The sequence below is a fragment of the Salegentibacter mishustinae genome (genome assembly GCF_002900095.1).
Taxonomy (GTDB): Bacteria; Bacteroidota; Bacteroidia; order Flavobacteriales; family Flavobacteriaceae; genus Salegentibacter; species Salegentibacter mishustinae.
Genome location: NZ_LLKN01000002.1, coordinates 1,101,681 through 1,120,073, shown reverse-complemented (window position 1 = coordinate 1,120,073; position 18,393 = coordinate 1,101,681). Strand labels below are relative to the sequence as shown.

The 18,393-nt window shown below is 37.1% G+C and carries 20 protein-coding genes; 10 read left to right on the top strand and 10 right to left on the bottom strand.

Annotated elements, in window-relative coordinates:
- Positions 1–103: 103 nt before the first annotated feature.
- Positions 104–619, top strand: coding sequence for a hypothetical protein (locus APB85_RS07985; protein WP_057481108.1), 516 nt, complete (start codon positions 104–106; stop codon positions 617–619).
- A 139-nt stretch (positions 620–758) separates the two neighbouring features.
- Positions 759–1,472 carry a TlpA family protein disulfide reductase gene (locus APB85_RS07980; RefSeq protein WP_057481107.1) on the top strand — a complete coding sequence of 238 codons (714 nt, stop codon included), beginning with the start codon at positions 759–761 and terminating at the stop codon, positions 1,470–1,472.
- Between the two features lie 65 nt (positions 1,473–1,537).
- Here the strand turns inward: APB85_RS07980 and cls are convergent, their stop codons facing one another.
- The 3 genes from cls to APB85_RS07965 are packed head-to-tail and all read right to left on the bottom strand — an operon-like array spanning position 1,538 to position 4,667.
- Positions 1,538–3,001: a cardiolipin synthase gene (cls, locus tag APB85_RS07975; protein ID WP_057481106.1), complete on the bottom strand. Its 1,464-nt coding sequence runs from the start codon at positions 2,999–3,001 to the stop codon at positions 1,538–1,540.
- Positions 3,002–3,961 (bottom strand): lytic transglycosylase domain-containing protein, encoded by a 960-nt coding sequence (locus tag APB85_RS07970; protein WP_057481105.1) that lies wholly within the window; start codon positions 3,959–3,961, stop codon positions 3,002–3,004.
- A gap of 10 nt (positions 3,962–3,971) precedes the next feature.
- Positions 3,972–4,667, bottom strand: coding sequence for an alpha/beta fold hydrolase (locus APB85_RS07965; RefSeq protein ID WP_057481104.1), 696 nt, complete (start codon positions 4,665–4,667; stop codon positions 3,972–3,974).
- A 278-nt stretch (positions 4,668–4,945) separates the two neighbouring features.
- On the opposite strand from APB85_RS07965, the gene APB85_RS07960 reads away from it, so the two are divergent.
- Positions 4,946–5,248 (top strand): GNAT family N-acetyltransferase, encoded by a 303-nt coding sequence (locus APB85_RS07960; protein ID WP_057481103.1) that lies wholly within the window; start codon positions 4,946–4,948, stop codon positions 5,246–5,248.
- Here APB85_RS07960 and mtaB read toward each other — a convergent pair.
- The 3 genes from mtaB to APB85_RS07945 form a co-directional block, all read right to left on the bottom strand.
- Positions 5,245–6,576, bottom strand: a complete 1,332-nt coding sequence (mtaB, locus tag APB85_RS07955; protein WP_057481102.1) for a tRNA (N(6)-L-threonylcarbamoyladenosine(37)-C(2))-methylthiotransferase MtaB — start codon at positions 6,574–6,576, stop codon at positions 5,245–5,247. The genes APB85_RS07960 and mtaB overlap by 4 nt on opposite strands.
- A 351-nt stretch (positions 6,577–6,927) precedes the next feature.
- A complete protein-coding gene (locus APB85_RS07950; protein ID WP_057481101.1) occupies positions 6,928–7,377 on the bottom strand; it encodes an OsmC family protein in 450 nt (149 codons plus the stop codon).
- Positions 7,378–7,476: 99 nt separating this feature from the next.
- The gene (locus tag APB85_RS07945) at positions 7,477–8,625 is read right to left on the bottom strand and encodes a cysteine desulfurase family protein (protein ID WP_057481100.1); all 1,149 of its coding nucleotides are present in this window, start codon (positions 8,623–8,625) and stop codon (positions 7,477–7,479) included.
- Between the two features lie 97 nt (positions 8,626–8,722).
- Between APB85_RS07945 and APB85_RS07940 the strand changes: the two genes are divergently transcribed.
- Entirely contained in the window at positions 8,723–9,772 is a 1,050-nt protein-coding gene (locus APB85_RS07940) for a hypothetical protein (RefSeq protein ID WP_057481099.1), read from the top strand.
- Here APB85_RS07940 and APB85_RS07935 read toward each other — a convergent pair.
- Positions 9,769–10,314, bottom strand: coding sequence for a Smr/MutS family protein (locus APB85_RS07935; protein WP_057481098.1), 546 nt, complete (start codon positions 10,312–10,314; stop codon positions 9,769–9,771). The two genes, APB85_RS07940 and APB85_RS07935, sit on opposite strands and share 4 nt — an antisense overlap.
- Entirely contained in the window at positions 10,314–10,511 is a 198-nt protein-coding gene (locus APB85_RS07930) for a hypothetical protein (protein WP_057481097.1), read from the bottom strand. The genes APB85_RS07935 and APB85_RS07930 overlap by 1 nt, the downstream gene beginning before the upstream one ends.
- 76 nt (positions 10,512–10,587) lie before the next feature.
- Here APB85_RS07930 and APB85_RS07925 point away from each other — a divergent pair, with 76 nt between their 5' ends.
- From APB85_RS07925 to APB85_RS07915, 3 genes are read left to right on the top strand one after another with little or no spacing between them, the layout of a single operon-like run.
- Positions 10,588–12,333 carry a T9SS type A sorting domain-containing protein gene (locus APB85_RS07925; protein WP_146035375.1) on the top strand — a complete coding sequence of 582 codons (1,746 nt, stop codon included), beginning with the start codon at positions 10,588–10,590 and terminating at the stop codon, positions 12,331–12,333.
- Positions 12,334–12,335: 2 nt separating this feature from the next.
- Positions 12,336–12,629, top strand: coding sequence for a DUF2752 domain-containing protein (locus APB85_RS07920; protein ID WP_057481095.1), 294 nt, complete (start codon positions 12,336–12,338; stop codon positions 12,627–12,629).
- 11 nt (positions 12,630–12,640) lie between these two features.
- Positions 12,641–12,973, top strand: a complete 333-nt coding sequence (locus tag APB85_RS07915; protein ID WP_057481094.1) for a CCC motif membrane protein — start codon at positions 12,641–12,643, stop codon at positions 12,971–12,973.
- A 73-nt stretch (positions 12,974–13,046) separates the two neighbouring features.
- Here the strand turns inward: APB85_RS07915 and rocD are convergent, their stop codons facing one another.
- Entirely contained in the window at positions 13,047–14,327 is a 1,281-nt protein-coding gene (gene rocD, locus APB85_RS07910; RefSeq protein ID WP_057481093.1) for an ornithine--oxo-acid transaminase, read from the bottom strand.
- Positions 14,328–14,510: 183 nt separating this feature from the next.
- Between rocD and rlmD the strand changes: the two genes are divergently transcribed.
- Genes rlmD through APB85_RS07895 form a run of 3 tightly spaced genes read left to right on the top strand, consistent with a single transcriptional unit; the run spans position 14,511 to position 17,127 of the window.
- Entirely contained in the window at positions 14,511–15,920 is a 1,410-nt protein-coding gene (gene rlmD, locus APB85_RS07905; RefSeq protein ID WP_057481162.1) for a 23S rRNA (uracil(1939)-C(5))-methyltransferase RlmD, read from the top strand.
- Positions 15,921–16,457 (top strand): DUF6452 family protein, encoded by a 537-nt coding sequence (locus APB85_RS07900; RefSeq protein WP_057481092.1) that lies wholly within the window; start codon positions 15,921–15,923, stop codon positions 16,455–16,457. It abuts the gene before it with no gap.
- Positions 16,423–17,127 (top strand): DUF6048 family protein, encoded by a 705-nt coding sequence (locus APB85_RS07895; protein ID WP_057481091.1) that lies wholly within the window; start codon positions 16,423–16,425, stop codon positions 17,125–17,127. Before APB85_RS07900 ends, APB85_RS07895 begins: the two co-directional genes overlap by 35 nt.
- A gap of 65 nt (positions 17,128–17,192) precedes the next feature.
- Here the strand turns inward: APB85_RS07895 and APB85_RS07890 are convergent, their stop codons facing one another.
- A complete protein-coding gene (locus tag APB85_RS07890) occupies positions 17,193–18,350 on the bottom strand; it encodes a THUMP domain-containing class I SAM-dependent RNA methyltransferase (RefSeq protein ID WP_057481090.1) in 1,158 nt (385 codons plus the stop codon).
- Between the last annotated feature and the right edge of the window lie 43 nt (positions 18,351–18,393).

Genomic DNA, 18,393 nt, shown 5'->3' with positions numbered 1-18,393 from the left:
ACTGCGTGCAAATATACAAAGCTTTTTAACTATTACAAGAGGTAATTTAAATTATTTTTAATTGTTTTTCTTACCTTTGCCGCTTCCAAAATAAATGCATTATATGTTTAATAAGAATATCAAGTTAGTTTTAGCGGGAGCGGTTTTAGGCCTTGCCATTTGGCAGTTTATAGAAGGAAATATTGGTAATGGCATTATGTTCATTTTACTTTCCTTAATTTTTGTGTTTCTGTATTTTAAAAACGAAATGATATTACTTGCTTTCTTACGACTAAGAAAACAAGATTTCCCGGGTGCAAAGAAATGGTTGGATAAAATAAAAAATCCGGAAACTGCACTTACCCAAAAACAGCAGGGTTACTATTGGTATCTACATGGGCTAATGGTTTCTCAAACTAATATTACGCAGGCCGAAAAATTCTTTAAACGTGCGATTAAACTAGGCTTGGCAATGGACCAGGATTTAGCAATGGCTAAGCTTAACCTTGCCGGAATCGCGATGACCAAACGCCGAAAAAGAGAAGCCACCAATTTATTAGCCGAAGCTAAAAAGCTGGATAAGCACGGGATGCTAAAGGACCAGATAAAGATGATGAAGCAACAAATGAAGAAAATTTAATTTTAAGATAATTTTAGTTAATTTCTGCTTTTGTTGATAATTCAAAAACTTTTAGCCGAAATATTGACCCCTTAACGATAATATTTCAATGCTCCTTTCTTCTGAACTATCTTTGTTTTGATATATTGAAACAAAGTGCATGAAGAGATTTTTACTCCTCTTTTTTATAATTTTTGGCTTAAATATTCAAGCCCAAACAGAGAAAAGCGACAAGCTTTTTTTCTCTGATGCACTTGTTATGCACCTACCTAAGTATAATAAAGAAGCGAAAGCAGCCTACAGGCACCGGGAATTTGAAAAAGCTGAAAATCTATTCGATACACTGGTAAAAACTAAACTGAAAGGAACTTATTTAGATAACTTTAAATTCTTAAATCTTAGAGGAAAAGAAGTTGCGCTATATGATTTTAAAAAACCCGTTTACCTACTAACATACGCTTCGTGGTGCATCCCCGGGAAAGGAGAAATACCCGCCCTTAATGAACTGGCAGAAAAATACCAGGATAGAATAGATTTTGTAATGTTATTCTGGGATAAGAGAGAAACTGCTAAAGAACTATCTAAACAATTCAATTCTCATATAAAGGTCTTGTATGTAGATGAAAACACCAACAAACATTCTTATGTGGTAGAGAACATGAAACATTCACTAGGGCTGCCAACCTGCTATTTAATTGCGGGTAACAAACAGATTATGAATATTAAAAGAAGTGTATTTCATCCTTACAACATCTCTAAGGAAGAGTCTTTCCAACTTAATTATGAAGCGATCAATTCAGCGATCACCGATAATCTAATCGGGAATTCACAAAATAACATCCCCGTGCAATTCAACGGTATCTCCCCGGAATAATTCTTTTTTACTAATTCCATAGATTAATTACAGAAATCATTTTTAGTTTAGATAAAAAGGGTACTCTATAGTAGCGGTGCCCAAAGTCGGGCGAGAGCTTCCCTTATTTTTTCCAAAGCAGGTCGCTGCATCCAATCTGCTAAAATTAGCTCTGTAGTTTCCTTCAGGTCTTTTTTATAAACTTCAGTCATTTCTTGGGCAACCTCTTTGTCATAAAGAAAAGCATTGATTTCAAAATTAATATCAAAACTACGGTTATCGAGATTACACGAACCTATACTGGTTAAAACTCCATCTACCACCATAGTTTTGGCGTGAACCATTCCTTTATGATAATGGAAAACCTGCACTCCAGATTCCAGTAATTGTTCGATATAAGAATTAGTAGCATAACGCGCAATCACAGAATCTCCTATTTCGGGGATAATTATTTTCACCTCCACCCCTATTCTACTCGCCATACAAAGTGCCGTAAGAATTTGGTTGTTGGGAATAAAATAAGGCGTAGTGATATAAATATATTCATCGGCAGTATTAATGGCGGTAAGAATAGCTTCCATTATATTCTGCCAATCGGTATCGGGGCCGCTGGCTGCAATTTGCACTGCAGTCTTTTCCGGTAGATCTATCTTTGGAAAGAAATTTTCTTCAACTTTTAGTTCCTTCCCACTTATGAAATTAAAGTTCAAAAGAAACTGGGCCTGTAAAGATTTCACTGCATGACCTTCAATTCTTAAATGCGTGTCTCGCCAAAACAATTTTTCAGTGGGATTTTCTTCAAAATTCACATATTCATCGCAAATGTTTATGCCCCCAATAAAACCAATCTTCCCATCAATTATTGCCATTTTTCGATGATTTCGGTAATTTAATTTACGAGTAAGATTTGGAAACCATACCGGCATAAACGGATAAACCTCGATTCCGCAAGACTTCATTTTCTTTACCGCTTTACCCGAAAGCCTGCTTGCTACATAATCGTAACTAACCCGTACTTTCACTCCTTCTTCAGCTTTCTCACAAAGCAATAAAATTAGTCGATTTCCTATTCTTCCACTATTAATAATGTAATATTCAATATGAATATGATGCTTTGCATTTTTAATATCCTCAAATAAGGCTGAGAACTTATTTTCACCATTTATAAGGACACGGACTTTATTATGAAAAGTTACCGGCTTTTTCTGATTATTTTGAAGTAAACGAACCAGTTTCATTTTCTGCTCAATACAATCCCGATCTATATTTTCCAGATCTTTTTCATTAAGCATTAATTCATTTTCCCAACGCTGAATGATCTTCTGGTCGTAAAGCTTCTTCCTATTAAATAACTTGCTTTTCCTAAATTCCTGGGCAAAAAAGTAGTAGACCAAAAGGCCTATTACAGGTAAGACAAAAAGAGCAAAAATTAAGGAAATACTTTTTACAGGCTCCCTAAAATGCATTAATTCATAACCGGCCGTTATAAGAACGATTAGAAAATTGGCAGATAACAAGATCCACCAAATATTATCCAGGAAGTAATCCATTTATTTCACAGCGGTATAAGTATCTTTTTCAGGAATCTTGATTTCATATTCTCTTCGCGAGGCATTGTTTAAATGCGCTTCTCTTAGCCAGGGATTATGAATTTTTAAAATCTTATAGTTGATATCAAAATGTTTCGCAAAATCGGCAAAATCATTTACTACTGTATCAACTTTAACGGTTTTAGTGGGGATGTTTTTATAAAGATGTTTGTCCTCAAAATTAAATCCGTACTGATGCGGGTTGCTTAAAATTTCTTTTAAAGCCAGGATCCTGAACATATATCTACCTGTTTCTTCTCCAAGCAGTAATTCATAGTAATCATCAACCTTTTGGCGCTCCAACTGTCTTTCAACACCTCTATTCCCGGCATTGTAGGCCGCCGCCGCCATTGTCCAGCTCCCAAATTTTTCTTTAGATTTTTTAAGGTAATCGGCTGCTACACGGGTAGACTTTTCAATATGGTAACGTTCGTCTACATTATCATTAATTTCCAGTCCGTAATCTTTCCCGGTACCTTCCATAATTTGCCAAAATCCCCTGGCCCCCGCAGGAGAAACCGCCTGGGTTAAACCGCTTTCAATTACAGCCAGGTATTTAAAATCATCTGGCACGCCTTCTTCCTTCAAAATAGGTTCAATGATTGGAAAGTATTTATTTGCACGCTTAATTAAAAGCAGCGCATTAGATTGCCAATAAGTATTTACCAGTAATTCCCTATCCATTCTCTCGTAAATATCCGGATCATCCAAAGGCACTTCTTCCCCGGCAAAATTTACGTTTTCTGGCATGGGAAGTGCATAAATATTATAATCTTTTACCGGCCGGTCTTTTTTCGTGCTTTCGGAAGTTTCAGATGCTTTCTCATCACTACCATCAGGCGACTGTTGGGTAGCCTGTATACTAATAAACACGATAGTAAATAGTCCTACTATTACTAAAGCAGATTTTAAAATTTTCATAGCAATTAATTTATTTTTTATTTTCTTCTTCTATTTTTCCTAAAAGTATTAATTGGGGCAAGTACTTATTAAACCAACGATAGCGATTTAAAATCATTATATGGGTACCGTTTTTTACTGTAATACAATCTGAAATATATTTAATCGGGAAGATCTCATCTTTATCCCCGTGGATATGAATAATCCCTTCCCGGGCTTTGGGGCAATTCCATAAAACCATATTTTTTATGGCCCAATCCAGATAACGCTGATTTCTAACTGAAAGATACTGCCGGTAAAGTTTTGCCCTTTTCTTTATAAAATCTCCTACCGCAATTTTTTCAAAATGATCTACATAATCTAACAAACTTGTAGGTATAAGTTTAAATAAACCTGTACTGGCGGCGTATCGCATACGCCTCGGCAATTCTTCTCTACATTTTACGCTAGAAATAATGATAAGCCTTTTTAGGTCAAGACTCTTTGCCATTTCCTGCACAATAACCCCGCCAAATGATACTCCGATCAAGACTACATTTTCGTGCTTTACATATTTATTCATACGGAGAGCATAACTTTTCAGGCTTTCATCTCTTTGGGGAATAATCCATTCTAAAAAATGCATTTTAAAATGATCTTCCGGAAGTTTAATATTCTCAAAAATGGATGAATTTGCAGCCATTCCCGGCATAAAATAAACATGAATCAACTCCTTCTCTTCAGTCATTTTAACAAGTATATAACACTACAAACTAGCCTAAAGCCGTAAATTTACTTATCAAAATTACTGCTATTTATTTGGCTTTCACAATTGAAAGATTAAAAATAATGGACAAATTTTTAAAGCCTTTAATTTTACCTATTACTGCTAATATTTCAGTTACGAAGGCTTTATTTAACTACCTTTACGATAACCCTCCAAAAAAAAATTTACTAGCTAATCTATATCGTTATTGGCGATAAAATATGCTGTCTTAAAGGTTTATAACAGAAAAAAGAGAAATGATGAATGCTGAAGAGATTATAATTACCGATAATGAGTTCTTAAGACAATTTGAAACCACAATAAAGGAGCAACTTGCCACAATAGAATACTCACAACAGGAACGAAAAATATTCCTTACGAAGGTTTTTATGCCTGAATCGCTAAAGGAACAGGGTTACATGGAAGTTTTTATTGAAGCGGTTTTAGAAGAAATTAAAGATCGAAATACCCGCGTAATGCCTACCAGTCCAGACGTTGCAAAATTTATGCGCAAAAACAGAAGAAAATATAAAGACCTTTTACCGGTAGGAATAAATATTTAAACCGCTACTTTTTCTGAAGCAAATTCAAACCTAACCATTCCATCTTCGTCAATTGAAGTCAGTTCTATTTGATGAAGTGTATTTACCAATGCAGGATCCCAGGGTGCTTTCACCTTTACATAGTTTTCTGTAAAGCCGTGAATGTATCCTTCTTTATTTTCCCCTTCAAAAAGTACGGTACAGGTATTTCCTAGCTGACTTTCGTAGAACGCCCTTCTCTTTTTAGCTGAAAGGCCACGCAACATTTTGCTACGCTTTTTTCTAACTTTAGTAGGAACCACACCTTCCATTTCTGCTGCCGGGGTGTTATCGCGCTCAGAATAAGTAAAAACGTGCAGGTAAGAAATATCTAATTCATTTAAATAATTATAGGTTTCCAGGAAGTGTTCTTCGGTTTCGCCGGGAAAGCCAACAATAACATCAACACCAATACAGGCATTGGGCATAACTCGCTTAATTTGCGCTACCCTATCGGTATAAAGCGAACTCATATAACGACGCTTCATCAATTTAAGCAAGGCGTCACTTCCACTTTGTAATGGAATATGAAAATGAGGCACAAATGTATTACTATCGGATACAAAATCTATGGTTTCGTTTTTCAGTAGATTAGGTTCAATAGAAGAGATTCTTAGACGTTCAATACCGTTTACCTCATCTAAAGCTTTCACCAGATCAAGAAAAGTATGTTCGTGCTTTTTATTGCCGAATTCTCCTTTTCCGTAATCTCCAATATTTACTCCGGTAAGTACAATTTCCTTAATTCCTTTTGCTGAAATTTCAGCGGCATTAATCAATACATTTTCCAGTTTATCGCTTCGGGAAATTCCACGAGCCAACGGAATGGTGCAATACGTACATTTATAATCACAACCATCCTGCACCTTTAAAAATGCGCGGGTTCTGTCTCCTATAGAATAAGCGCCTACGTAAAAATCGGCTTCATCAATTTCGCAGGAATGAACTTCCCCCATATCGTTTTTAGAAAGATCGTTAAGGTAATCGGTGATCTTAAATTTTTCAGTCGCTCCAAGCACTAGGTCTACTCCATCTACATCGGCAAGTTCTTCCGGTTTCAATTGCGCATAGCAACCCACGGCAATCACAAACGCATCTTCGTTCACTTTCTGCGCTTGCTTTACGATGGTTTTAAAGCGTTTATCGGCATTCTCGGTAACCGAACAGGTATTGATCACATAGATATCAGCCTCTTCATTGAATTCCACACGCTTAAAACCTTCATCTTTAAAAGATCTTGCAATGGTAGAAGTTTCTGAAAAATTGAGTTTGCAACCCAAGGTATAAAATGCGACCTTCTTAGTATTCATACACCTGCCTGTTTCTGTAGAAGTTAAACGATTTTTAGGGCTGCAAAGATACCAACAATTATTGTTTTAGGAAAACATTGTTTTGATTTCGGTTCTCAGTTCTCAGTTCTCAGTTCTCAGTTCTCAGTTATGAGTTATTAGTTGTCGGTTAACGGCTTTCGGTTTGTAGTTAAGTTGTCATTCCGGGGAGGTGATAGCCAACGTGACAATCTGTGCTTGAATAATTCTGTTTTTTTTTGATAGGATCGCCTCGAAACAAAAAATTGCCGCGCTAGTGCCTCGCTCGCAATGACGGACAACAAAAGATGGCTTCTCCCTATTATCATCAGGATCGCAATGACGATAAAATCACTATACTCCTACAGAAGCAAATACGATCTCAGATTCCAGAGTAATTTTGGTTTTGATAGAATTGGAGATCAAACAGGCTTTTTCGCTCTTTTCTATGATGCGTTTTGCTCTTTCTGCATTATTCTCGTCGGTGATTTCCAAAATCGGTTTTAGGATTATTTCTGTCATTTGAAATTTCCCTTCAACCTTATCCAATTTTCCTATTGCCGTAGACTTAAAACTGATAAACTCCAGTTTAGAATTCTCAGCAATAGCCAGGAAAGTGGTCATCAAACAGCTTTCTACCGCGGCAACCAGAAAATGTTCCGGAGACCAAATGTTGGGCATTCCTTTAGGGAAATCTGGAGGAGTTGCGGTTTCAATAGTATCGGTCAATTCTGGAGAGGAAACTTCTCCTTTTCGGTCTTCTTTCCAGGTTAGGTCTACCTGGTATTCGTGATTATCTGCCATTACTTTATAAATTTAAACCCGGAAACGGATAATTAATGCTACAAAGTAACAGCGATTAAAATCTATAAAATATGACTCAGGTCAGCTTCAGAAAAGACTTTAAGATTCAATAAACTCTTTAAGTGTTTTTATCACGTAGTCCAGCTCTTCTTTGGTATTAAACCGCGAAAATGAAAAACGTACCGATGGTTTTTTAAGGTCTTCTTCCTCTAAAAATGCATTTAACACGTGCGAACCTTTATCACTACCGCTTTGGCAGGCACTTCCTTTAGAACAGGCAATGCCTTTTAGATCTAATTGAAATAAAAGCATTAGCGCTTTATCCTCGGGCACCGGCAAGCAAACATTTACCAGCGTATAGGTGCTTTTTTCAAGATCGGAACATTCTCCGTTGAATTTTACCCCGGGAATTTCAGCTTTTAGTTTCGAAATAAAATGAGCTTTTAGATCACTTATATAGGCTTTTTCTTCGGCTAAATTATCTAAAGATAGTTTTAAAGCTTCTTCCAGGCCTACAATATTATGAACCCCTTCTGTGCCTGCACGATGGCCACGCTCCTGCTCTCCGCCAAAAATAAGTGGTTTTAATCCGCTGTTTTTTCTAATAAAAGCGAATCCCACGCCTTTTGGGCCATGAAATTTATGGGCGCTTACCGCGGTAAAATCTACCGGGATTTCACTAAAATCAAGATCATAATGACCTACCGATTGTACACAATCTGAATGAAAAATGGCGTCGTGTTCTTTACAAAGCTCCCCAACTTTCTTAATATCCAGTTTATTCCCAATCTCGTTATTTACGTGCATTAGGCTTACCAGCGTCTTTTTATCTGAAGTTTTCAGCAATTCTTCTAAATGTGATGTTTTTACATTTCCGCAGGAATCCAGATCAACATAAACTACCTCAACATCAAAACAATCCTGAAGTTGCTCTACGGTATACAAAACCGCGTGGTGCTCAATTTTTGAAGTAATAATTCTTTTTACACCAAGATCACGTACCGCTGAATTTAGAGCAAGATTATCGGCTTCGGTACCACCAGAAGTAAAGATTATTTCTGATGCTTTTACATTCAAATAACCGGCTACGGTTTTACGCGCTTGCTCAATTAAAGATTTAGCAGATCTTCCAAAAGAATGGGTAGAAGAAGGATTTCCGTAAACCTCTTTCATCACAGAGGTCATTCGGTTAATTACTTCATCACGCATTTGCGTGGTTGCGGCAGAATCGAGGTATACATTTTTCATCGCTGCAAAATTAAACGAAATAAAATTATTTAAAAGAACCTGCCTTAAGAATTCTTAATTCCGTTATTTTTGTTTCAGTTTGAATATACTTACACCTATGAAAAAGATCTTTGCAGCCCTATTATTTTCTTTTGCGCTTTACTCCTGTGACGATGGCGATATTACCGTAACCAGTTTTGACCTGGAAGACAGCAATCTAAACTTATGCGAAATTGATGGTAAAAAAGTGCTTTGGGTAGTTAATAATGAAGATGTGTATGAATCGATGTCTCTGGAATTAGATGATAACAGACTAAACGATACACTTACGCAAAGAATTCTAACCTTAGATGTAAATGATGAGCCTATAGAAATTAATCTTTCGGGAGAAGATAACCGTTTAGTTTACAGAATTTACGATGGGGAAATAACTGGAAGAGATTATTTTTGCCAGGGAGTACCGCCAGGTTCGCCAAGAGTTTTAGAGGAATATGTTTCTGCCGGAGGAACTGTGACGATAACCACCAGTTTTAACGATCTTGGCTTAAATGAGGACGCCGATGCCGATGGCGATAACGTGCCAAATGAAGTAGAAGGTTTTGATCCTGACGGTGGAAATCACCTGGATACAGACGGCGATGGTATTCCTGATTATTTAGATATTGATGACGATAATGACAATGTGGAAACCATAGACGAAGAGAACGCAAACCCTGGCGAGCCAGTCACAGATGAGGGGTATTTAGATACCGATACAGATGGCATTCCAGACTACCTGGATCCTGATGATGATAATGATGGGGTTTTAACACGCCACGAAGTAAGACAATCTGATGTGGAAGATGGAGATATAAGCCCACGATTATTGATAATTGCCGATGATGGGGATGCTAATTACCTCAAAGATGAACTTAGCGAAATTAGTTTTGAACACGAGAATCAATTAGACCACTCTATCACAAGAGATTATAGATCCAATATAGTAATAAGTGATTTCAACCTGATACGCCAGGATGGTAGCGGTGAAGACATTCGTTTTGACTCTTATAATTTAGGAAGACTTGTTGTAAATAATATTCCTTTTGAACTACTAACAAACCGTCAGCAAGAATTACTAGACGCAGAAGAGGAAAATGAGGAAGAAACCGAAGAAACCTCTACTAACTAAGCATTTTGAAAAATATAAACTTCGGTAGCGCCCAGACCGTATTTTTGGTAATCGGCGTCATAGAATTTTAGGTTGTCGTAGCGGCCTAGAAAAAAATCGAGTTCTGCTTTTAGCACACCCTCGCCTACCCCGTGAATAAAAACAATTTTCTGAATTCGTTTGCCTATTGCAAACTCCAATTGTCTTTTTGCGGTTTCCATTTGCAGGTTAAGTATATCATAATTACTCATTCCGCGGGAAGACCTGGTTAGTTTTTCTATATGCAGGTCTACCTCCATTGGTGGTAGATTTCTTTCTTTCGGCTTAATTTGCTGTGACTTTGGTTTTGGAGGTAGCTTTTTTTCGGCTAAGACCTTGTCAAAATCTACATCTTCAGATAGAGCTTCAATAGGCGTTTCTATTTTCACCAATTCCTCTTCGGTAAACTCCATTTCAAAACCATCGGTAGTTTCAATATAAACTTTTCCGGCTTCGGCTTTTATTACATAACCTTCCAGCACATCATCTAAAACCGCGACTTTATCACCTTTTTTCAGCTCCATTATTCTTTGTTTTCTTCTTCTTTATGATCATCTTTTGTCTCTACCCAAAAATTGGTTGCACGATAAAGACCTGACATAATTGTAATTAAACCAATAATCTTAAAGTAAGCGTGAGCACCTTCAGCAGCAATGGCATAGATTAAAAGTCCGCCGCCAAGCACTATCAAAATTGTATTTATTACTTGAGAATTGTTCATTTTTTTACCTGTTATCCCTTATTTTAAAGCTGTTAAAAATAACGGTTCTTGTATTTCCAGCAAAGTTACAGGAATTATGAGGCAAATTTACTTCTTAGCTTTTATTTTATCTTTTTACCACGGAAATGCGCAATTGTATATTTCTCCTTCCATAACCGGGGATTCTTATATCTATCTTAGTGACCGGTTTCTATATGTTGAAGACGATATTTCGCTAAAAAAGAATAATTCTCCTCATACCGAAGCCAGTATCTACTTGCGAAAGGAATCACAATTATTGCAAGGTGAAAAAAGCACTAATAAAAATTCGGGTAATGGTTGGCTCTCCGTTTTCCAGGAAGGCACCTCTAATGCTTTTGATTATAACTACTGGGCGCTGCCGATTACAGATAATATAAGCGCCAATCAATTTGGAGCGGTGATCTTTCAACCCAAAACACCAACCAGAAGTAAATCTGCTCTCGTTACAAACGATTTAGAAGGGAATGCGAATCCTTTAAAAATTTCCCGCCGCTGGATTTACAAATACTCGGGAAGTGAGTACACTGACTGGCAGCACGTGGGAGTTAATTTTGATGTAGCACCAGGGGAAGGTTTTACTATGAAAGGGGTAAACGGTAGCGATCACACGATTATAAATGGAGTAGAAAACAACCCGGGAAACAAGCAACGCTATGATTTTAGAGGTCTACCGAATGACGGAGAAATAAAAGTACCTATTAAAAATGAAAAAAGTGTTTTAGTAGGTAATCCCTATCCTTCTGCACTTCATTTACAAAGCTTTTTATTCGAAAATCCGGCAAGTACGGGAATCGCTTATTTCTGGGACTCCAGAGATAACGGTGACTCGCATTATTTAAAAGATTATGAAGGCGGTTATGGTTCTTACTCGCCGGGTGCAAATGCATACGCGCCGGCAGTTTTTAAAACCTATAATGGCGGCGGTGATGAAACTGGAAATTCAGGAGGAAATGGTGCACCAATAGCGCGGGAGTACAGCCCCATTGGGCAGGCTTTTATGCTTAACGGAAAGAGTGATGGTTATATTCATTTTATAAATTCTCAACGAAGGTTTCAGAAAGAAAACTCGCAAACTTCAGAATTTAAAAATCAGCAAAAAAGCGAGATTCCACTATTAAAACTCAATGTAGGTTTCAACGATTTATATACGCGACCACTTTTGTTAGCCTTCCGTGAAGATTCTTCCAGGGAAGAAGATTGGGCTATGGATGCAAAAATTTACGGAGTTTTAGAAAATGATGCAGGTTGGAATATTGCGGAAGCTTTTTATAACATCCAGGTTAGGCCTTTCAGAAAAAATGATAAAATCCCGCTATTTATAAATTTAATTGAAGCTTCAAAATTAACTTTCAGTTTAGACGATTTGAGAGATTTTGAAGATGAAAATATCTTTCTTTTTGATGCCGAATTAGAAACTTATAACCAATTAAATCTAAATGAATTTTCTATAGATCTGGAAAAAGGAAATTATAGTAATCGATTTTTTATTAGCTTTATACAGGAAAAGGAAGACGATCTCCTGCCCGAAACCACTGAAGAGGAATTGGATTTTTTATTTCCTGACGCGCTGATTGTGCAAAACAATTTAAAATCGCAACTGGAGATACAAATGGTAAAATCTGATTTAAAACAAATATTGCTATACGATCTTAACGGACAAATGATATATAATAAAACAATAGCCATTGGAAGTACCAAACATAATTTACCCACTTCGGGATTACAGGATGCGATCTATATCGTAAAAATTATTTCTTCTAAAAACCTTGAATTCACCAGTAAAATTAGCATCAAAAATTAGTTATGGAAGAATTTATGTTGCCATGTCTTAACAAAAGCCTCACCGGGGTAGATTGTTTTGGTTGCGGTGGGCAACGTGCATTATTACTGATTTTTAAAGCAGAATTTAGCCAGGCTTTTTATATGTTTCCAGGAATCTATCCTATTTTAATTTTACTCGCTTTTCTAATTTTAAATCTATTTGTGAAATTCAGGTATGATTTTCAGATAAAAATTGCACTCATCATTTTTAGCGGTGCGGTAATGCTTATAAGCTATTTAATAAAAATGAACACTTATTTACAACTAACCCAATAAACCAAACCTTTATGGAAAGACAACAACTACCAAATTCAACTTTAATTTTAATTTTCGGGATCCTCTCTATTATTGGATGCTGCTGTTACGGAGTACTCGGGATTATTTTCGGGATCATTGCCCTGGTAATGGCTAAGCGAGCCACAGAGATCTATAATGCAGAACCAGAATTATATACCGGTTACCAAAATGTAAAAACAGGAAAAATTCTTGCCATTATAGGCCTGGTTTTAAGCGCCATTAGCTTGATCTCCTCTATTGTAATGATTATAATGTACGGCGGCGTAGAAGGAATCTATGAGCTACAGGAGGAAATGATGAGAGAAATGCAACAAAATCAATAAACTATTTTTCTTTTGGAAAACAAAAAAGCCAGCTGAAATAGCTGGCTTTTTCTTTATGTATCTTCGAGAAAAATTACTTCTCAAATTGCTTTAAAGTAGAAGTAATAATGTCTACACAATCTCTAAGCTGTTCTTCGTCCATTACCAATGGTGGCGCAAAACGAATAATATTCCCGTGAGTTGGTTTTGCTAAAAGTCCGTTTTCCTTCAGCGCCATACAAATATCCCAGGCTGTAGAGCTTTCTTCTGAATCGTTAATTACGATTGCATTTAATAATCCGCGACCTCTTACCAATTCTACAATAGTAGAATCCTTAATGTAATCATCCATCAATCTTCTAAAAAGATTTCCGAGTTTACGTGCATTTAAGGCTAGTTTTTCATCTCTCACCACATCTAACGCAGCTACGGCAGTTGCAGCGGCTACTGGGTTTCCTCCAAAAGTAGAACCGTGTTGTCCCGGTTGAATTACATTCATTACCTCATCATCTGCCAATACCGCAGAAACAGGATAATTTCCTCCAGAAAGTGCTTTACCTAAGATCAAAATATCTGGTCTTGTATAAGTTTCCTGGCGCTCACAATGGCCTTCGCAAGTACAATTACCACAAACGGCTAATAAAGCTCCGGTTCTGGCAATCCCTGTCTGGATCTCATCGGCCATAAAAAGCACATTATGCTTATTACAGATCTCTTTGGCTCTTTTCATATAATCGTTAGCAGGGGTAAAAACTCCTGCTTCCCCTTGAATAGGTTCTACTAAAAAGCCGGCTATATTATCGTTTTCTGTAATTGCTTTTTCTAAAGCATCAGGATCGTCATAAGCTACTTTTATAAATCCTGGCGTATAAGGACCAAAATTTTTACGAGCTCCTTCATCGTTAGAGAAAGAAATTATCGTGGTTGTTCTTCCGTGGAAATTATTTTCACAAACAATAATTTGAGCGTCTGTTTCTTTAACTCCTTTCTTTTCGTAAGCCCATTTTCTGGCAATTTTTATAGCGGTTTCCACAGCTTCTGCCCCTGTATTCATTGGCAAAAGTTTATCGAATTTAAAATAATCGGTGGCATACTTTTCATAAGCACCAAGAACATCGTTATGGAAAGCCCTTGAGGTAAGTGCTAATTTTGAGGCTTGCTCATACATAGCATTTACAATTTTAGGATGACAATGTCCCTGATTTACCGCGGAATAAGCAGAAAGGAAATCGTAATATTTCTTTCCTTCTACGTCCCAAACATGAACTCCCTCCCCTTTGCTTAGTACAGCGGGAAGTGGATGGTAATTATGAGCTCCATGTTTATCTTCCAGGTTAATGGCTTCTTCTGAGGATTTAATTTCTGCTAATGGCATTGATTTATTTTTTTACTGTTAACTTTCAAAATTCCTTCTTTTGCTCTCAGCCAATACTAAAGAGTCTGAGCTGCAAGGGAGAGAAATCATCCAAAAATTCAAGTTTTCGCAAAATACTAAATGTTTGCCGAAATTTTAAGTAAGTCGGGGAATAAATCTTCACAATTATTCTATTTTTGCGCTATGGGAAGAAGGAATAAAAACAAGGTATTTGACGCCGTTGAAGTTACTGATGCCGGCGGAAAAGGAAAAGGTATTGGTAAATCTCCAGATGGTCGTGTAATCTTTATAGACAATGTAGTGCCCGGTGATATTGCCGATATTAAAACCACGAAAAAGAGAAAATCTTACTACCAGGGAACTGCAGTGAATTTTCATCAATTTTCAGATAAACGTGTAGAACCTGTATGCCAGCATTTTGGCACTTGTGGAGGCTGTAAATGGCAAAATATGGGTTACGAATATCAACTGGAATACAAACAGAACGAGGTTTTAAACAATCTTATTCGTGTAGGAAAAGTTGAATTACCTGAAGTGACCCCAATTTTAGGCAGTAAGGAAATTTATTTCTACCGCAATAAAATGGAATTCTCATTTAGCGACAGCCGCTGGCTTACTCCTGAAGAAATAAACAGCGGAAAAGATTTTGATGACAAAAATGCCCTTGGATTTCATATTCCCGGAATGTGGGATAAAATTCTGGATATCAAAAAATGTCACCTACAGGAAGATCCCAGCAACGCAATAAGAAACTTTGTAAAAGAATACGCTACAGATAACGATCTCAGCTTTTTTAATGCCCGTAAACAGGAAGGTTTATTAAGAACTTTAATGATTAGAACTTCCTCTACCGGAGAGTTAATGGTTTTAATTCAGTTTTTTCATGAAGACAAAGAAAAACGAGAATTATTACTTGATGCGGTAGCAGAAATGTTTCCGGAGATCACTTCGTTACAATACGTGATCAATGAAAAAGGAAATGACACTCTTTATGACCAGGAAGTAATTTGCTATAAAGGCCGCGACCATATCTTTGAGCAAATGGAAGGACTTCAGTTTAAAATAAACGCCAAGTCTTTTTACCAAACCAATTCTGCCCAGGCTTACGAATTATATAAAATAACCCGGGATTTCGCCGATCTTCAAGGAGACGAAATTGTTTACGATCTATATACAGGAACAGGAACAATAGCCCAGTTTGTTGCGAAAAAAGCGAAAAAAGTAATTGGGGTTGAAGTTGTGCCCGAAGCTATTATAGACGCCAAAGAGAACGCTGAACGCAACCAGGTTGAAAACACCGAATTCTTTGTAGGCGATATGAAAAAGGTTTTTTCTGAATCATTTATAGATACACATGGGCAGCCAGACGTTATTATAACCGATCCGCCTCGTGACGGTATGCACAAAGATGTGATTGCCCAAATAATTGGTATATTGCCACAGCGCATTGTTTACGTGAGTTGCAACTCGGCTACACAGGCTCGCGACCTCTCTTTATTAGACGAATATTATAAAGTGACTAAAGTGCAACCGGTAGATATGTTTCCGCAAACGCACCACGTAGAAAATGTTGTTTGTTTAGAAAGAAAATAGATGAAGACAAAATATCTTAAAAATCTCTTTTTTATCGGTGGGCTACTTATGCTTTTTTTAGGCTGCCAGAGAGATGATATTTGCCCTGAGGCAACGCAAACCACTCCTTTGATGGTGGTGCGATTTTATGATGCCGAAGAACGAGATAACCCGGCCAGCCCAACTAATTTAAGTATTAGATCTACGGTAAGCGATTCAATCAAAACATTGTATCAACGAATAAGTGTAGATAGCATTTTGATTCCACTAAGAACAGATCAAAATGCAACTTCCTATATCTTTACCCTTTTTGATTCTGATCCTGACGAGGAAGAAGAGGATGAAGATGAAGAATTCACCCCAGATACCGACACTCTAACCTTTACCTATGGCACCGAAGAGATTTATTTAAACCGTGCCTGTGCTTATAAAGTAATATACAATAGTTTAAAATTAACCATTGAAGGTGGTGAAGATGGGCAATGGATTGATTCTTATATTATTGAAGAACCCAATATCGAAGATGAAACACAAGCACATATCAACATATTTTTTTAGTCTTGCCTTTCTATTTTTGGCTAGCCCTTTACTAAGCCAGGAAACCACGGTACAGGATAGCCTGGCCATGCGAGAGAAATTTGGTTTACGTGTAGGAACAGATCTTAGTAAACTGGCACGAACCGCTTTTGAGGACGATTATTCAGGATTCGAGATCCTTGGAGATTACAGGGTTTATAAAAACTATTACGCCGCGGTAGAACTTGGTAATGAAAGTATAGGTTACGAAGAAGATAATATCAAGCTAACTTCAAGCGGCAGTTATATAAAATTCGGTGCAGATTATAATGCTTACGAAAACTGGACGGGAATGCAGAACCTTATTTTTGTAGGAGCGCGTTATGGCTTTGCCACTTTTACCCAGGATGTTGACGAATATCGAATTTATACTACCAACACTTTCTTTGAACCTGATGTTAGGACCGATAATATTGAATATTCGGGCTTAACTGCTAACTGGATAGAATTAATTGCCGGGATTAAAGTTGAAGTTCTGAATAATTTATACCTATCGGTAAATGTGCAGCTTAAGCGAAGATTATTCCAAACTGCGCCAGATAACTTTGATAACCTGGCTATCCCCGGTTTTAACCGAACTTATGACGATAGTAATATTGGAGTGGGTTATGGATACACCATTAGTTACCTGATTCCTTTTTATAAGAAATAGAAAGAAGTTTTCCCGCAGTTTAAAAGTTCTTCAATTTCAAAACTGCGAGAATATACATTCAAATTTTAATCCTGAAACTTTGCCTTTTTAGATCCCTGGTAGATCTGGTATTTTAATAACTTAGATTCCAGGGCACCGTTGTAAAGTTTTATTTTTCGGGAAGGTCTTAGGCCTACATGTTTTATAGCTTCCAGGTTAGAAGTAATAAACCAGGCATCAGTCCCCGGGTAAGATTGTTTCAGCGTGTCTCCTATCTCTTTATAGAATTTCGGCATATCTATTTCTAATCGCTCTCCATAAGGCGGATTAAATAACATATGTAAATGGCGCTCGCCCTCTTTTTGTGAAGCAAAGAAATCCTGTCTTTCTACTTTAATAAATTCAGAAAGATTAGCATTTTCAATATTATCTATGGCTTTATGCACTGCCGATGGTGAGGTATCATAACCTGTGATCTTAAAATGAAATTCCCGCATTTTCTTCAGCACAGAAGCTTCTATTTTTTCAAATAGATCTTCGTCCCAATCTTTCCAGCGTTCAAAAGCAAATTCCTTTCGGTTTAAATTCGGTGGAATATTGCAGGCAATCATCGCGGCTTCAATTAAAATGGTACCACTACCGCACATAGGATCCATAAAATCGCACTGCCCGTCCCAACTGGAAAGCAATAACATTCCGGCAGCTAAAACTTCATTTATAGGTGCAATATTAGTCGCGGTTTTATAGCCACGTTTATGTAGCGATTGTCCAGAGGAATCAAAAGAAACGTTACAAAAGTTCTTTTCAATATGAATATTAAGTCGCAAGGTTGGAAAATCAAGATCTACATCTGGTCTTTTACCAAACTTATCCCGAAACCGGTCTACGATAGCATCTTTGGTTTTAAGGGAAATATACTTGGAATGTGTAAACGTATCAGAATGCACCGTGGCATCAATGGCCAGGGTATCGTTAACATCCATAAAATTCTCCCAGGGTAAATCGTAGATCTGCTTGTAAAGATCGTCTTCAGAAAATATTTTAAAACTCTGGTAAGGTTTTAGGATCTTAATGGCAGTTCTTAGGCAAAGATTGGCTTTATACATAAAGCCGGTATCGCCTACAAAACTTACATTCCTGGTTCCTTCTTTTACATCCATCGCGCCAAGTGCCATGAGTTCTTTAGCCAAAACTGGCTCAAAACCATACATGGTCTTAGCGATCATTTTAAAATTATTTTCCATATCGGTTTTTTACAGTCCACAAAAATAGGGTAATTTTGCTGAA